At 68.4% G+C, this 15,812-nt stretch carries 16 protein-coding genes; 2 read left to right on the forward strand and 14 right to left on the reverse strand.

Annotated features, from left to right (window positions below):
* Nucleotides 1-4: 4 nt before the first annotated feature.
* The 4 genes from DJ021_RS16775 to gyrA all read right to left on the reverse strand — a co-directional run bounded on the left by DJ021_RS16775 (nucleotide 5) and on the right by gyrA (nucleotide 4,771).
* The gene (locus tag DJ021_RS16775; protein WP_111458627.1) at nucleotides 5-472 is read right to left on the reverse strand and encodes a peptidylprolyl isomerase; all 468 of its coding nucleotides are present in this window, start codon (nucleotides 470-472) and stop codon (nucleotides 5-7) included.
* Nucleotides 472-1,359, reverse strand: coding sequence for a peptidylprolyl isomerase (locus tag DJ021_RS16780; protein WP_111458628.1), 888 nt, complete (start codon nucleotides 1,357-1,359; stop codon nucleotides 472-474). Before DJ021_RS16780 ends, DJ021_RS16775 begins: the two co-directional genes overlap by 1 nt.
* 60 nt (nucleotides 1,360-1,419) lie before the next feature.
* Nucleotides 1,420-1,911 carry a pantetheine-phosphate adenylyltransferase gene (gene coaD / locus DJ021_RS16785; RefSeq protein ID WP_111459153.1) on the reverse strand — a complete coding sequence of 164 codons (492 nt, stop codon included), beginning with the start codon at nucleotides 1,909-1,911 and terminating at the stop codon, nucleotides 1,420-1,422.
* A gap of 79 nt (nucleotides 1,912-1,990) precedes the next feature.
* Entirely contained in the window at nucleotides 1,991-4,771 is a 2,781-nt protein-coding gene (gene gyrA, locus DJ021_RS16790; RefSeq protein ID WP_111458629.1) for a DNA gyrase subunit A, read from the reverse strand.
* 164 nt (nucleotides 4,772-4,935) lie between these two features.
* Here gyrA and DJ021_RS16795 point away from each other — a divergent pair, with 164 nt between their 5' ends.
* Nucleotides 4,936-5,979, forward strand: a complete 1,044-nt coding sequence (locus DJ021_RS16795) for a 2OG-Fe(II) oxygenase (protein ID WP_111458630.1) — start codon at nucleotides 4,936-4,938, stop codon at nucleotides 5,977-5,979.
* Between the two features lie 84 nt (nucleotides 5,980-6,063).
* Nucleotides 6,064-6,495, forward strand: a complete 432-nt coding sequence (locus DJ021_RS16800; protein WP_165837251.1) for a DUF3617 domain-containing protein — start codon at nucleotides 6,064-6,066, stop codon at nucleotides 6,493-6,495.
* Between the two features lie 10 nt (nucleotides 6,496-6,505).
* Here DJ021_RS16800 and ssb read toward each other — a convergent pair whose 3' ends face one another.
* The 10 genes from ssb to flbT all read right to left on the reverse strand — a co-directional run bounded on the left by ssb (nucleotide 6,506) and on the right by flbT (nucleotide 15,783).
* Nucleotides 6,506-6,988: a single-stranded DNA-binding protein gene (ssb, locus tag DJ021_RS16805; protein WP_111458632.1), complete on the reverse strand. Its 483-nt coding sequence runs from the start codon at nucleotides 6,986-6,988 to the stop codon at nucleotides 6,506-6,508.
* A 141-nt stretch (nucleotides 6,989-7,129) separates the two neighbouring features.
* A complete protein-coding gene (locus DJ021_RS16810) occupies nucleotides 7,130-7,504 on the reverse strand; it encodes a hypothetical protein (RefSeq protein WP_111458633.1) in 375 nt (124 codons plus the stop codon).
* A 39-nt stretch (nucleotides 7,505-7,543) separates the two neighbouring features.
* Nucleotides 7,544-8,230, reverse strand: coding sequence for a hypothetical protein (locus tag DJ021_RS16815; protein ID WP_111458634.1), 687 nt, complete (start codon nucleotides 8,228-8,230; stop codon nucleotides 7,544-7,546).
* 50 nt (nucleotides 8,231-8,280) lie between these two features.
* Nucleotides 8,281-11,139: a PQQ-binding-like beta-propeller repeat protein gene (locus DJ021_RS16820; protein ID WP_111458635.1), complete on the reverse strand. Its 2,859-nt coding sequence runs from the start codon at nucleotides 11,137-11,139 to the stop codon at nucleotides 8,281-8,283.
* 131 nt (nucleotides 11,140-11,270) lie between these two features.
* On the reverse strand, nucleotides 11,271-12,101 hold the full coding sequence (locus tag DJ021_RS16825) for a flagellin (protein ID WP_111458636.1): 831 nt from the start codon (nucleotides 12,099-12,101) through the stop codon (nucleotides 11,271-11,273).
* A 172-nt stretch (nucleotides 12,102-12,273) separates the two neighbouring features.
* Complete coding sequence (locus DJ021_RS16830) at nucleotides 12,274-12,564, reverse strand: flagellar protein FlaG (protein WP_111458637.1); 291 nt, start codon at nucleotides 12,562-12,564, stop codon at nucleotides 12,274-12,276.
* Between the two features lie 117 nt (nucleotides 12,565-12,681).
* Entirely contained in the window at nucleotides 12,682-13,515 is an 834-nt protein-coding gene (locus DJ021_RS16835; RefSeq protein ID WP_111458638.1) for a flagellin, read from the reverse strand.
* 283 nt (nucleotides 13,516-13,798) lie between these two features.
* Nucleotides 13,799-14,635, reverse strand: a complete 837-nt coding sequence (locus DJ021_RS16840) for a flagellin (protein WP_111458639.1) — start codon at nucleotides 14,633-14,635, stop codon at nucleotides 13,799-13,801.
* Nucleotides 14,636-15,029: 394 nt separating this feature from the next.
* Nucleotides 15,030-15,398, reverse strand: coding sequence for a flagellar biosynthesis regulator FlaF (gene flaF / locus DJ021_RS16845; protein ID WP_111458640.1), 369 nt, complete (start codon nucleotides 15,396-15,398; stop codon nucleotides 15,030-15,032).
* Nucleotides 15,358-15,783: a flagellar biosynthesis repressor FlbT gene (gene flbT / locus DJ021_RS16850; RefSeq protein ID WP_111459154.1), complete on the reverse strand. Its 426-nt coding sequence runs from the start codon at nucleotides 15,781-15,783 to the stop codon at nucleotides 15,358-15,360. Before flbT ends, flaF begins: the two co-directional genes overlap by 41 nt.
* Nucleotides 15,784-15,812: the final 29 nt, after the last annotated feature.

Below are 15,812 nucleotides of genomic sequence, written 5' to 3' on the forward strand. Positions count from 1 at the left end.
GCCGTCAGGCGTCCGCGGCGACCTTCATGGAGACGATCTTGCCGGGCGCGCGCGGCGGCTCGCCCTTGGGCAGGGCGTCGACGTTGTCCATGCCCTCGACCACCTCGCCCCAGACCGTGTACTGGCCGTCGAGGAAGGTGGCGTCGTCGAAGCAGATGAAGAACTGACTGTTGGCCGAATTCGGGTTCTGGGTGCGGGCCATGGAGCAGACGCCGCGCACGTGCGGCTCGCGGCTGAACTCGGCCTTGAGGTTCGGCTTTTCCGAGCCGCCCGAGCCGGTGCCGCTGGGATCGCCGCCCTGGGCCATGAAGCCCGGGATCACGCGGTGGAAGACGACGCCGTCGTAGAAGCCTTCCCGCGCCAGCTCCTTGATGCGCTCCACGTGGCCGGGCGCCAGGTCGGGCCGCAGCTTGATGGTCACCGGACCGCTCTCGAGCGTCATGATCAGAGTGTTCTCGGCATCGTCGGCCATCACTTCACCTCAGCAGGAATTGTCACGTCACAGGCCGAGAAGTCGGCCCCTTTTTGCGCCCGGGCCCGCTCGATGGCGGACTTGAACCAGGCGCTCTTGGTATCGACCACCCGGACCTTCGGCCGGTCCGCGGGAGGCAAATCGGCGAGCAGGCGCACGCGTTCCATCCGGTCCTGCGGATCAGCCACCGGCTCGCCCACCTTGATGGCCACGACCACGTCCTGGCCGGCGATCACCCGGCCCCAGGCCGTGTAGTTCTTTTCCAGGGACGGATAGGGCGCGCGCATCAGGAAGAACTGGCTGTTGCCGGAGTTCGGATCCTGGCCCCGCGCCATGCCGGCGACGCCCTGGCAGAACAGCCCCCAGGCGGCGACCTTCTGGTCCCGGGTCAGCGGCGCGAGCGCCATCGACTGGCTCATCACCGGCAGGGTCTTCACGAAGCCGATTTCCGCCACCGTCTGGTCCGCCGCCGTGGCGAACGGCAGGTCGGTCCCACGGCGGAAGACGAACTCGCCGGGCACGTTGGGCTTGGTCGAGCCGCCCTGCCCGTTGTTCTGCGGGTCGCCGGTCTGGTCCATGAAGTTCTCGACCACCCGGAAGAACCGCTGGCCGTCGAAGAAATTCTCGTGCGCCAGCTCGCGCATGCGCGCCACGGTCTGCGGCGCCGCCTCGGGGACCATCTCGACCAGCACACGGCCCTTGTTGGTGTCGATCACCAGGACGTCGCTCGGATCGGGCGTGCGCCAGTCGGCAGCGGAAGGTTGGCCGGGCGCCGCGGCGGCGGCCGGCGCGGCGGCGGGCGGAGCCTTGGGCTTGGGCTTGGGAGCGGCGACAGCGGTCGCGGCGACGGCCGCCAGGGCGGCGACGAGCATGGCAGTGCGATTCATGGGGTCACTCGTAATAGGCCGCGGCCTCGCGGACCAGCCCATCCGCACCGGCCGTGTGGCTCAAGCGCGGCCGACCTTCTGCAGCAGCCGTTCCTTGACGTGCGGGCTGACGAATTTCGCCACGTCCCCGCCCAGTTCCGCGATCTCCTTCACCAACTTCGAGGCGATCGCCTGGTGGCGCGGGTCGGCCATCAGGAAGACCGTCTCGATCTCGCGGTCGAGCTGCTGGTTCATGGCGGTCATCTGGAATTCGAATTCGAAGTCGGCCACGGCGCGCAGGCCGCGGACGATCACCGAGGCGCCGACCTCGCGGGCGAAGGCCATGGTCAGGCCCTCGAACGGCTGGACGACGATCTCCGCGCGGTTGCGCAGCGGCGCGGCCGCCTCCTCAACGATCTCCACCCGCTCTTCCAGGCTGAACATCGGGCTCTTGCCGGTGTTGATGGCCACGCCCAGGACCAGCTTGTCCACCAGCTTCACGGCCCGCCCGATGATGTCGGTGTGCCCGTTGTGGATTGGGTCGAACGTGCCCGGATAGAGCCCGACGCGCATCATGCGGCTTGATCCCCCAACTTACCCACCTCGGCTTTCGCTGCGGATCGGCGTTATGGCAAGCCCAATCTTGTCAGGCTCAGGTCTCGGGCGTCTCGCCGCCGGCGACGACGCCGCCCGGCTCCTCGCCGTTCTCCTCGTCCTCGCCGCTGTCCGCCAGCCGTTCGACCGACACCACATGCTCGTCCGCGCCCTTGCGGAAGATGGTCACGCCCTGGGTGTTGCGGCCGGCCAGGCGGACCTGCGCCACCGGGGTGCGGATCAGCTGGCCCTGGTCGGTGACCAGCAGGATCTGGTCGGGATCCTCCACCGGGAAGGAGGCGGCCAGGCGGCCGCCGCGCTTGGTGAGGTCCTGGGCCAGCAGGCCCTGGCCGCCGCGGCCGGTGCGCCGGAACTCGTAGGCCGAGGTCCGCTTGCCGAAGCCTTCGGTGGACACGGTGAGGATGATCTCCTCGGCGGCGCCCAGGTCGGCGATCCGCTCGGGGCTGAGGCTGACCATGTCGTCGCCCTCGGCCTCGTCGTCCTCGACCACGGGCGTCTCGTCGCCCTCTTCGCCTTCGCCGGTCGCCGCGCGCATGGCCTTGGCGTGCTTCAGGTAGGCGGCGCGCTCAGCCGGCGTGGCCGGCACGGCCCGCAGGATGGCCATGGAGATGACGCGGTCGCCCTCGGCCAGGCGGATGCCGCGCACGCCGGTGGAGTCGCGGCCGGCGAACACCCGCACCTCCTCCGTCGCGAAACGGATGCAGCGGCCGAGCGCGGTGGTCAGCAGGATGTCGTTGGCCTGGGCGTTGCAGACGCCGACGCCGACGATGGCGTCGCCCTCGTCGAGCTTCATGGCGATCTTGCCGTTGCGGCGGATGTCCACGAAGTCCGAGAGCTTGTTGCGCCGCACCCCGCCGGAGCGGGTGGCGAACATCACGTCGTACTGGTCCCAGCTGGCCTCGTCCTCGGGCAGGGCCAGGATCGAAGTGATGCTTTCGCCCGGCTCGATCGGCAGCAGGTTGACGAACGCTTTGCCGCGCGAGGTCGGCGTGCCGATCGGCAGGCGCCAGACCTTCAGCTTGTAGGCCTTGCCGCCGGAGGAGAAGAACAGCATCGGGGTGTGGGTGTTGGCGGAGAAGACCCGGGTGACCGCGTCCTCTTCCTTGGTCGCCATGCCGGAGCGGCCCTTCCCGCCCCGGTGCTGGGTCCGGTAGATGCTGAGCGGGGTGCGCTTCACATAGCCGCCGTGGGTGACGGTGATCACCATCTCCTCGCGGGCGATCAGGTCCTCGTCCTCGACGTCGGCGTCGCCGTCGACGATGTCCGTGCGCCGCGGCACGGCGAAGGCCTCGCGGACCTCCACCAGCTCCTGGCGGGCGATGGCCATGATCTTCTCGCGCGAGGACAGCACGTCCAGGTGGCCGGCGATGGTCCCGGCCAGCTCGCGCGCTTCGCCGAAGATCTCGTCGCGGCCGAGGCCGGTCAGGCGCGACAGGGTCAGCGCCAGGATGGCGCGGGCCTGCTCGTCGGTGAGCCGGATCTTGTCGCCGTCGATGACCAGCGAGCGCGGGTCGGCGATCAGCTCGACCAGCGGCAGCATGTCGCCCGCCGGCCAGTCGCGAGCCACCAGGCGCTCGCGCGCCTCGCCCGGGTCCTTGGAGGAGCGGATGATCTGGATGAAATCGTCGATGTTGGCGACGGCGATGGCGAGACCGACTAAGACGTGGCCGCGGTCACGGGCCTTTCCCAGCTCGAACTTGATCCGCCGGACCACCACCTCTTCGCGGAACTCCACGAAGGCGGTGATCATCTCGCGCAGCCCCATCTGCTGGGGCCTGCCACGGTTCAGGGCCAGCATGTTGACCCCGAACGAGGACTGCAGCGGCGTGTAGCGGTAGAGCTGGTTGAGGATCACCTCGGCCGAGGCGTCGCGCTTCATCTCGACGACGATCCGCATGCCGTCGCGGTCGCTCTCGTCGCGCAGGTCGGCGATGCCCTCGATGCGCTTCTCGCGCACCAGTTCGGCGATCCGTTCCACCAGCGAAGCCTTGTTCAGCTGGTAGGGGATCGCCGTGATGATGATCGCCTCGCGCTCCTTGCGGACCTCTTCGATGCTGGCCTTGCCGCGCATGATCACCGAGCCGCGGCCGGTCATCAGCGCCTGGCGGGCGCCGGTCCGTCCGATGATCTCGCCGCCGGTGGGGAAGTCGGGCCCGGGCACGATGTCGAGCAGGTCTTCGAGCCCGATCTCCGGGTTGTCGATGTAGGCCAGGCAGGCGTCGACCACTTCGCCGAGGTTGTGCGGCGGAATGTTGGTGGCCATGCCGACGGCGATGCCGCCGGCCCCGTTCACCAGCAGGTTGGGGATGCGCGCGGGCAGCACCACCGGCTCCTGCTCGGTGCCGTCGTAGTTGTCCTTGAAGTCGACGGTGTCCTTGTCGAGGTCGGCCAGCAGCGCCATGGCCGCCTTGGTCATGCGCGATTCCGTGTAGCGCATGGCCGCCGGGGGATCGTTGTCCACCGAGCCGAAGTTCCCCTGGCCGTCGATCAGCAGCAGGCCCATTGAGAAGGGCTGCGCCATGCGCACCATGGTGTCGTAGATCGCCGAGTCGCCGTGCGGGTGGTACTTACCCATCACGTCGCCGACCACGCGGGCGGACTTGACGTAGGAGCGGTCGGGCGTGTGGCCCTGCTCGTTCATCGAGAACAGGATGCGCCGGTGCACCGGCTTCAGCCCGTCGCGGACGTCAGGCAAGGCGCGGCTGACGATCACGCTCATGGCGTAGTCGAGATACGAGCGCTTCAGCTCGTCTTCGATCGCGATAGGGGCGACGCCCCCGCGCCGGTCGTCCGGAGGGGTAGTGTTCTCGTCGGTCAAGGGAGGGATTTTGCCGTTAGAATCGGACTGCTTATGTGGGGATTGTTGTTAGCATTCTGTAGGCCTTTGCGCCAACTCCCGCGCGTGCGCCCGCGCGAGGCGCGTCGCCGCAGATGACCGGACGCCCGCCGGAGCCTAGAACAGCCGGCCGAGAGGACCCTCCCATGCCGCTGACGCCCGGCGAGCCCGCGCCCTGGTTCCACGCCGCCACGCCGTCCAACCCGGAGTTCGCCTTCGACACGGTCGCGGGCCGCTTCATCCTGCTGGCCTTCCTGCCGCGGGACGTGGAGGGCCGCACCACGGCCCTGAAGGCGCTGGCCGCCCATCAGGCGCTGTTCGACGACGCCAAGCTGTCGGCGTTCGCCGTCGCCCGCGACGCCCAGACCGCCGAGACGGCGAAGGACATGCGCGGCCTGCGTTGGGTGCTGGACCTCGACGGCCAGGTGAGCCGCCAGTTCGGGCTGGACGGGGAGGCTGACGCCTTCGCCTGGATGCTGCTCGACCCGGCGCTGCGGGTGATGGGCTCGGCCCCGCTGGCCGAGACCGCCAGCGTATTCCGCGTGCTCGCCGCCCTGCCCGCGCCCGGCGATCACGCCGGGGTTCCGCTGCACGCCCCGGTGCTGATCGCGCCGCGGATCTTCGAGCCCGAGCTCTGCCAGGCGCTGATCGCCCTGCACGCGGCGGGCGAGGCGCCGTTCACCGGCGTCATGCGCGACGCCGGCGACCGCACGGTGGCGGTGATGGACGAGCTGAAGAAGCGCCGTGACGTGCTGGTGACCGAGCCCGGTCTGCAGGCGCAGGTCCGCGAGCGGCTGGAGCGGCGGCTGTTCCCGCAGATCCAGAAGGCCCTCGGCTTCGAGGCGACCCACATCGAGCGCTACGTGGTGAGTTGCTACGACGCCGCGGAAGGCGGCGTCTTCCACGCCCACCGGGACAACACCACCCAGGGCACGGCGCACCGCAAGTTCGCCTGCTCGATCAACCTGAACGACGATTTCCAGGGCGGCGACCTGCGGTTCCCGGAGTTCGGCCCGGCCGCCTACCGCCCGCCGGTCGGCGGCGCGGTGGTCTTCTCCTGCGCCCTGCTGCACGAGGCGCTGAGGGTGACGGCAGGGCGGCGCTACGCCTTCCTGCCCTTCTTCTATGACGCCGCCGGGGACGCGGTGCTGGAGGCCTATCGGCGACGGGTGGGCGAAACCGCGGCCTGATCGGTCGCGGCGATGTTGGCGGTCATCGACCGTTCAGGCCCGGTCAGGCAAGCTTGCGACGACTCCGACCCCATATGGGATGCCATGAAGCCCCTGATCCCCTTCCTGCTGGCCGCCGCGATCGCCGCCCCGGCCGCCGCCCAGCCCTCGGCCATCCAGCCCGGCTATTGGGAGACCACCAACCGGGTGACCTCGCCGTTCCCGACGCGCAAGGTCGAGCGCCGGTGCATCAAGCCCTCGGACGTCGCCAAGTTCATGGAGGGGCCGAGCAACCACATCTACACCTGCACCTATCCGACCCGGCAGATCGCCGACGGCAAGATCCGGCTGGCGGGCAGTTGCAAGACGCGGGAAGGCAAGCCCGTGCCGATCTCCGGCCAGGGTGTCTTCACCAGCGACAGCTTCCACCTCGACGCCCGGGTCGAAACCCAGGTCGGCGGCGTGACGATCCCGGTGCGCGCCAGCACCGACGCCAAGCGCCTCGCCGACGCCTGCCCGGCGGAGGCCGCCGGCTAGCCGTTAGCCGCTAGAAAGGGATCTCGTCGTCCAGGTCGGCGGAGAAGTCCTCGCGCGCGCCGGAGCTCTGGGTCTTCGGACCGGCCGACGAGGAGAAGCCGCCGGAATAGCCGCCGCCCTCGCCCTGTTCGGCGTCGCCGCCGCGGCCGTCCAGCATGGTCAGCTCGCCGCGGAACTTCTGCAGCACGATCTCGGTGGAATACTTTTCCTGGCCCGACTGGTCGGTCCACTTGCGGGTCTGGATCGCCCCCTCGAGGTAGATCTTCGAGCCCTTGCGCAGGTATTGCTCGGCCACCTTCACGAGGTTCTCGTTGAAGATCACCACCCGGTGCCACTCGGTGCGCTCCTTGCGCTCGCCCGAGGACCGGTCCCGCCAGGTCTCCGACGTGGCGACGCGCAGGTTCGCCACCCGATCGCCCGAACCGAGGCTGCGGATCTCGGGATCGGCCCCGAGGTTGCCCACCAGAATCACCTTGTTGACGCTGCCCGCCATGTCGATTGTCCTAAGCTTCCGTGGAATGCGGGCCGTCAGCCCTGATCTAGGCTTAGCGCGCCGTTAACACCTCGGCAACCCCGTGTTCTGTTTTTGTTCCAGACGCTCCACAGCGCATTTTGGCCGCAGCGCATTTGGCCGCTACTGCGGCATCGCGCCCGGGATCGCCAGCCGGCCGTCGCCGGTGCGCACCAGCGCGACGTAGCGCGGGCCTTCCAGCGAGGTGGAGGTCATCACCCCCTCCTTCTCCAGGAACAGGAAGTTGGCCTGGTAGGCCCCGTAGATGTTCTGGGCGTTGCCGCCCATGCGCAGGAACTTGACCCGCATGGCCTCCAGGTTGGCCGCGCAGGTCTCGAGGTTCGGGGCGACGACCAGCTTGTTGTACTTCAGCGAGCCGTCCTTCTGCGGGACCACATGGTAGCAGACCCGCACGTCGCCGGGCGGCTCGGTGCGCTTCTGGCAGGCCGAGAGCGCCGCGGCGGCGGCAAGGGTGGCGATGAGGGCGGTTCGGTTCATGGGGCCAGCCTATCGAAGGGTCAGTCGGGCGCGAGGGCGTCAGCCCACCGGGGGAACGCTGCAGCCGCCGCCCTGCTCCACCAGGGTGCGGAAGCTGCGGTTGTCGCCCGAGATCTCCACCCGCCCGGGCACCAGGCGCAGGGTCTGCTGCAACCAGCGGCCGTAGGTGGCGCCGCCCTGCCGCTCGCAGCGGCCGGCGAACAGCGTCTGGACGCAGGCGTTGAGGGTGAGATCGGTCGGCAGCTTGCGCCACTGGCTCTCGCTGTAGCGCCAGCAGCTTCCGGTCGGCGCGCTGACCGCCTGCGGGGCGGCGGCGGCGGTCGGCGCGGTCGGCGGCGCGGCGACCGGGGTGGCGGGTTCGGCGGGGGGCGGCAGCGGGGTCAGCACGGTGCCGGCCTGTTCGGCCGCGGCCAGGGCGCCGGAAGGATCGACGCCGACGTCCAGGGCGTCGGTGGCCACCCCGTTGTGCTGGGCGCACTGCGCCAGGGTGAGCTCGCCCACGAACTGGCCGGCCACGAAGCAGCGCAGCGGCTTCGTGGGGTCCATGTGGCCTTCGTTCGGGGCGGCGTTGGAGTCGATCACGAGTCCGCCGCGGGAGGCCGGCGGCGGCGGCGCGCGCTCGCCGCGATGCCCGGACGTCATCGCCCAGCCGATGAGGACTCCGGCGATCAGCGCAAGCGCGCCGCCGGCGATCACGAGCTGCGTTCGGCGGTCGGTGAAGTCCATGGCCTTCGCTAGACTGCGCCGGGCCGGCTTTCAAGCCGCGCGGGCGGAGGTCAGCCGCCGCCCAGGAGGGTGCTGGCGATGCTGCCGCCGGTCGCCGCGCCGCTGGTTGTGCTGCCGCCGCTGCCGCCCGTGAGGCGATCCAGCGCCGCCTGATAGTTGGCGATCTGAGTGGTCAGATAGGCCGGCACCGCCCCGCTCTTGCTGGCGGCCGCGGCGGCCGCCTGCGCCGCCAGCTGGGACTTCGGCGTCGCGGCGGTGACCAGGTCCTTGTAGGCGTTGCGGATGACGCCTTGCGCGGTGGCGATCTCGGCCAGCGCGTGGCGCACCTGCTCGTCGCTCGACAGGTTGAGGTCGGAGGCCATCTGCAGGCCGTAGATCTGGCCCTTGCCGTCGGCCGGCGCCGTCACCCCGCCGACCGTCGTGGTCGTGCGGACGACCCCGTCCGGAATGCCCAGCAGCTTCAGCGCGTCCTTGTCGGTCTTGCCGGAGCCGATCTGGAGCACGGCGCTGGCGACCGCCGGCTGGATATTCAGCTGCTTGACGCCGCTGACCGTGGTGATGGTCACCTTGGCCTGGAAGCCCGAGGCGCGCTGGATCTTCTGGGCCAGGGTGTCGAGGGTATCGGCCTGGTCGATCGTCACCGTGCCGACGGCCGCGCCGACGCCGATGGTGAACTGGTCGCCGGCCCGCAGCGAACTGACGGCGGTGATCTGCTGGGTGGTGTCCGGGGCCAGGGCGCCGTTCGGCAATCCCAGCCGATCGAGCACGCTGGCGCCCTTGGGGTCCACGGCGATGGCCGAAACCGCCGCCTGCCCGTCCTTGCCGGTGAACCGCCGCGACCAGCCGATGGCGCCGGTGTTCACGTCGAGATTGGCGATGAAGCCGTCCTTCGCGCCGACCGGATCCTGCCCCGGCAGGTCGGTCCCGGCGGAGCCTCCGATCCACACCTGGCCGTTGGCGACCGCGAGCGAGGTGGCGCGGTCGTCGCCGCTGCCGCCGTAGTAGGCGATCTTGTCCCCGGCGGCCGGCGTCAGGGTTGACGACACCCGCATGGCGAAGGCGTCCGTGCCGCCGGAATAGGCCCGGGTCACCGAGCCGCCGGACAGCGAGGCGTTCGCCGTCGTGCCGGCCAGCACCACCTGCCCGCCGTCCAGCGCCAGGCCGGCGATGTCGCCGCCCTGCAGATCGCCGACGTCGCGGGTCGACGCCAGGCTCGGGGTCCCGCTCGACAGGTCGAAGCGCCTCAGCACGGCATGGCCGTCCTCGACGCTGGCGGTGACCAGCGCGTTGCCGTCCACCACCAGCCCCGCGGGCTTGTCGGCGCCCGCCGAGCCGAAACCCTGGGTGAACAGGGTCTGGACCTTGCCGGACGCGTCGGCCTTGAAGCCCTCCACATAGGCGTCCCAGTTGCCCTGAGCGTCGCCGCCGCCGGGCATCGCCGATTTCGATCGCCCGGCGACATAGACGCTGCCGTCGGCGCCGAACGCCACCTGGCTCGCCTCGTCGTCCTGGCGCGCGCCCCGGCGCTGGGTCCAGAGTTCCTGGCCCGAAGCGTCGTAGAGCGTGACGAAACTGTCGGGGGCGCCGGCGTAGGCGCCCGTCGTGCCGGAGTTCAGCGCCCCGTCGGTGGAGCCGGCAAGGGCGCCGCTGACCGAACCGGCGACCGCCACCTTCCCGTCGGCGGAGACCGCCAGGCCGAGGCCGGTGGCGCTGGCGGCGGCCCCGAGGGTGCGGGTGTAGAGCAGCTTGCCCGCGGAATCGTACTTCAGCAGCGCGACGTCCTGCGTGCCCTGGATCGCCTGGCCGGACGTCGTCGCGGTGACGTCGGCCAGCATGTAGACCGCGCCGTCGGGACCGACGGTCTGGGCATGGACGGTCTTGATCTCCGGCCCAAGGGTCTGCGCCGACACCCGTCCATCCACCCAGTTGGCGCCGCCCTCGGGCTGCGGCGGCGTGGCGACGGCCGTGGTGTCGGTCTGGAACTTCAGCAGCTGCTGCTGGATGACCCCGTCGTTGGTGGCGGGGTTATGGTCGGGATCCGGGTCGCCGGCCTTCTGCGCCACATAGAGCGCGCCGGCCGTCGCCGGGGCGGAGAAGCTGACCGCCTCGCTGGTGCCGACCTTGACCTGCATGGCCCACTGGTCGGGGCCCGGCGGCAAGGTGACGGTCTTCGTTCCCGCGGTCACGGTGCGCGCCTGGCCCGGAATCCGCTGAGAGGCGAACCGCGTCTCGACGCCCGCGTCCTGGAGCTGCTGGTTGATGAAGTTGATGACGTTGCCGATCGTCCGGGGCTGCGAGCCCATGGCCGTCAGGTCGATCGGCACGTCGTACGTCTGGTTCACCCGCTTGACGGAGATGTTGAACTGGACGTCCCCCTCGAACGCCGGGACCGGGTCCGAGGTGGAGCTGGTGAGCGGCGTCGTGGCGTAGGTGACGGTGGTGTTGGTCGGCACGCCCAGGGTGGTCTTCACCGTCGACGCGGTCGCGCCCTGGGTGAGGCGCAGCTTGTCGAACTGGGCGGATTTCATATAGGCCTCGATCTCGCTGAGGCCCTTGGTGAACACCGAGCTGATCTGGGTCTTGCTGCTGTTGGTCAGGCCCTTCGCCGTCATCTGGTTGGCGACGCCGCTCAGCGTGTCGAGGCTCTGGTAGAGGGCGAAGAGCTTCTTGTAGTCGGCGCTGGCGCCGGGCAGGTCCAGCTTGGCGGCGTTCTCGTCGACCAGCTTGGTCCCGGACATCGCGCTCTTCACGGCCGCGCTGACCTGGGCCGGGGTTGCCGGCGAGCTCCAGGGCGCCGTGGGGGCGACCTTGGCGGTGGGGGCGCCGGTTCCCGACGCCGTGGCCGACGGGATCCCCGCCTTGGCCTGATAGTAGCTCAGCAGAAGCGTCGGATCGAAGCTGATGGTCATGGCTGCACACCCACGAGCCTGCGCCCGCCCCGCTCATATGCCCCGGTCAGGGCTGACAGCCGGTTAAGGCTGGGCTGAAAAGCCGGGCGCGCCATCCGCGGGCGCGGCCGGGCTGCGCCCAGCGCCGCCGATCACTTGAACAGCGACAGGATGATCTGCGGCGACTGGTTGGCGATCGACAGCGCCTGAGCGCCGAGTTGTTGCTGGACCTGCAGGGCCTGCAGCCGGGCGCTCTCCTTCGCCAGGTCGGCGTCCACGAGGTTGCCGACGCCGGTGGTCAGGGTGTCGGACAGCTTCGAGACGAAGTCGGCGTGCGCGGTGATCTGCTTGGCCTGCGAGCCGAGGCTGCCGAGCGACTGGTTGACGTTGGTGATCGACAGGTTGAGGTCGGCCAGCACCTGGGTGGAAAGCGTCACCGTGGCCAGCGACGACGTCGAGGGGATGGTGATGATCCCGCCGCCCAGCGACATGTCCTGGGTCGAGAGCGTGATGTACGAGTTGGCGTCCGCGTTGGCGAGGAACTGGATATTCGACGGGATCGAGCCGTTCAGCAGGTTCGCGCCGTCGAACGCGGAATTCCCGGTGATCTGGCCGATCTGGCGAAGGATCGACTTGAACTCGGAGTCCAGCGCGGTGCGGGAGTTGGCGTCGATGGACGTGTCCATCGCCGCGACCACCTTCTCCTTGAGCTGCACGAGCAGGTCGGAGACCGACTGGCCCGCGGTCATCGAGACCTCGGCGATCGAGCTGGCCCGGTCGAGGCTCATCTTGACCGCGCCCAGGGCGCCGATGTCGGCCCGTTGGTTCTGGGCGATCGACCAGACCGCGGCGTTGTCCTTGGCGTTGGCGATCTTGAGGCCGGTGTTGATCCGGTTCTGAACGTCGCTGAGGTCCTGCTGAGTCTGGTTCAGGTTCTGCAGCGCAACCAGCGCAGACTTGTTGGTGTGGACGCTGATCGACATCACGGATTCTCCTCGGTCGTCCCCCGCGCCGGCTACCCGAGTCGCAAAGGTGTTCGAGGGCAGGCTATTGAGAACATGGTGTCCAGAAGGTTAACGCGACCACGCCGAGCGCCGCCGCCGGCGAACCGGGGCGGTTAGCGAACTCGGGTCCCGCCACTCGAAAGCGGGCAGATCAGGCTTTGGTGCGGATCACCTCGCCGGCGACGTATTCGGCCTCATCCCGCAGCTTCAGGATCACTTCCCTGGGCAGCTGGCGTATGACCTCACCCGTCCGGCGGTTGACAGTCTTGTAGACGTAGGTGCCGCTCGCTTGATCCTCTTCAATGATCAGTCGCAGGTCGACCGGATCCTCGTTCGGAGCGTCTCGCTTCGGGGCCTGATCCTTGCCGGATCTTCCGGAGGAGGATTGCTGGCCGAACGTGGGATCTGGCGTGGCTGCGAAACTCGCAACCTTGCTTTGCATGTCTCCGTCGCTGGCGCTTAGGACGACAGCGCTCCGCTTTGAGCGCGAACGGCGGAGAGGTCACCCTCCCCGCCGCCACGAGCGGACGCGGGGCTTTCACCCCGCGCCCAGTGAGCCTTAACGGAAGAGGCTGAGCAGGACCGACGAAGACTGGTTCGCGATCGAGAGCGCCTGAATGCCCAGCTGCTGCTTGGTCTGCAGCGACTGGAGGGTGGCGCTTTCCTTCGCGAGGTTCGCGTCGACCAGGTTGCCCACACCAGCGTCCAGGGTGTCCTGGAGCTTGCCGACGAAGGTCAGGTGCGATCCCAGCGACTTCGAACCCGTGCCGAGCTTGGACAGGGCGCTGGAGACGTTGGTGATCGCCGTGTTGACGGTGGCGATCATCGTCTGGGCCAGCGACTGGGTGCCGATCGAGTCGGTCGCCGAGATGCCGCTCAGCGCGCCCGAGCCAAGGTCCATCGACTGGGCCGCCACGGTGATCACCGAGGTGCCGTCAGCGTTGGCCAGGGCCTGGATGGTGCTGGGCGACGTGCCCTTGACCATGTTCGCGCCGTTGAAGTCGGCGTTGTTCACGGCCTTCGAGATCTGGTCGCGAAGCGACTTGAAGTCGTCGTTCAGCGCGATGCGGCTGTTCGAGTCGAGCGTGGTGTCGGACGCCGCCAGGGCCTTTTCCTTCATCTGAAGGAGAAGGTCGGAGACGGTTTCGCCGGCGGAGATCGCAACGTCCACGGTCGATTGGCCGCGTTGCAGCGAGTCCTTCACGTCGTTGAGCGACTGGGAGGTGGCCCGTTGGTTCTGGGCGATGGCCCAGATGGCGCCGTTGTCCTTCGCCGACGCCACCTTCATGCCCGTATTGATACGGTTCTGGGTGGTCATCAGTTGGGACTGGGTGGCGGTGAGGTTTTGCAGCGCCGCCATCGCGCCGACATTGGTATTCACGCTATTGGGCATACGAACTTTCCTTTTTTCAAGGTCGCCGGCCGCATTTTGACAGCCGGGGGCATTTTGCCCGGCAACATCCGCAGCAAGTCGCAGGCCACGGCGGCGCCAGGGCGAGAAGGCCCCAAGCCGCTGAATTCACAATGTTATAGGGTTGTTAGCGATGCCTCTGCCCGGCAGTTATTGCCGATCGGCAGGCCGTGGGCGGCAAAAATTGCCGCGTCGGACGGCAGCTTTTGCCGATCCGCGCGCTAAAGGAGGCCGGGCGGCCCCGAAGGGCCGCCCGGCGTCGCGACTACCGGAATAGCGACATCAGGACAGACGACGACTGGTTGGCGATCGAGAGCGCCTGGATCCCCAGTTGCTGCTTCGTCTGCAGCGCCTGGAGCTTTGCGCTTTCCTTCGCCAGGTCGGCGTCGACGAGATTGCCTACGCCCGCATCCACGGAATCCTGCAGCTTCCCGATAAACGTCAGGTGGGAAGCCAGGGACTTCGAGCCTGTGCCCAACTTGGACAAGGCGCTCGAGACGTTGATGATCGCCGTATTGACCTGGGCGATCATGTTCTGGGCGAGAGTCTGCGTACTGATCGAGTCCGTCGCTGCGATGCCGCTCAGGGCGCCGGTGCCGAGGTCGAGGCTCTGCGCCTGGACCGTGATCACCGCCGTCCCGTCCCCGTTTGCCAGCGCCTGGATGGTGGTGGGGGCAGTGCCCTTGACCATGTTGGCGCCGTTGAAGTCGGCGTTGTTCACCGCCTTCGAGATCTGATCGCGCAATGACACGAAGTCGTCGTTGAGCGCGACGCGGCTGTTCACATCGAGGGTCGTATCGGATGCCGCCAGGGCCTTTTCCTTCATCTGAAGGAGAAGATCCGAGACCGTCTCGCCCGCAGAGATCGCCACGTCGACGGTCGACTGACCGCGCTGCAGCGACTCCTTCACCGAGTTGAGCGCCTGGGAGGTCGCACGCTGGTTCTGGGCGATAGCCCAGATCGCGCCGTTGTCCTTCGCGCTCGACACCTTGAGCCCCGTGTTGATGCGTGTCTGAGTGGTTGCCAGCTCCGCTTGCGTCGAGTTGAGGTTTTGGAGCGCCACCATGGCGCCCACGTTGGTATTCACCGAATTGAACGGCATTTGGTCATCCTTCCATTCTGGGAGGTAGGTCGCGGCGTTTTGCCAGCGGGCGATTTTTCGCCCCGCCCAAGCATCGCAAGCGCGAGGCCAACATGGTAAATGCCAGCTTCAGCATAAGAGGCTGGTTTCATTGATGGTTTTTTGCCGGTGGGCGGCGGCGGCCGAGGGCGATCCTGCCGCCCGGCAGCGCTTGCCGGGCGCTATCTTCCGGACACGCAAAAGGCCGCAGCGGGGGCCGCGGCCTGGCAGGGCGTCGGAGTTGGGTCAGGACCGGCGGGGCGCCGGATTTGGTGCGTCAGGGTCCCCGGGGGCGCAAGAGTTGGGGGGCGCAAGAGTTGGGGGGCGCCAGAGTTGGGGGGCGCCAGAATGGGTGGGGCGCAGAGTTGGTGAGGCCTCAGGCCGCGGCGGCCGATCCGCCGCCGATCAGGCCCTGCATGATCGTCCGGTTGACGTCGATCAGCGGCTGGATCTCCTCCTCGCGGCGGATCACGGCGCTGGTGTGCTTGGCCACCCAGATGCTGAGCGAGATGATCGAGGCCCGCAGCGGCGGCGGCAGGCCGTTCTCGGAATCCGAGCAGTCGGTGCCCAGCACCGACCACATGCGGCGGTTCCAATCGAGCGCGTCGATGCGCCCACGGATATCCGTGGGATCGCACTTGGCCGCTTCCATCAACGCCAGCGTCACCTGCGCGAACAGGCGATACTCCGTCTCCCGGGGGTTCTCAGCCCGGGTCGCGGCTTGCTGATAAGCCTGAAGGGACATTGCCCAACCTCTCGTCTTCGTACTCGATAAGCTTCCGGCACAGCATCAGCGCCTTGTAGTACTCGCGCGACATGCAGTGCTTGGAGATGGTCACGCAGTCGGCAAGGATCACCGGATTGCGGATCGCTCCCATGAATTCGCTGAGGCGGCGGACGAACTCGTCATAGTAACGGTCCGCCCCGACCTCATCGAGGTACATCATCATGACCGGGAAATAGACGCGGCGGGCCGGCGTGTTCGCCTCTTCCTGCTGCATGATGTCCTTCTCGCGAAGGACAGAGGCCTTGTTCTGCAACACCAGAACGCCCCGACGGTCGCCATTCTGGACGACCGCGCCATTGAGAACGAACTTCTCTCCCGGCTTCAGCGACAATTTTAGCGGCAAGTCCCGCCTCCCGATCTCAGCGCCCACGA

Origin of the sequence: Phenylobacterium hankyongense, assembly GCF_003254505.1 — a bacterium.
GTDB classification, from domain to species: Bacteria; Pseudomonadota; Alphaproteobacteria; order Caulobacterales; family Caulobacteraceae; genus Phenylobacterium; species Phenylobacterium hankyongense.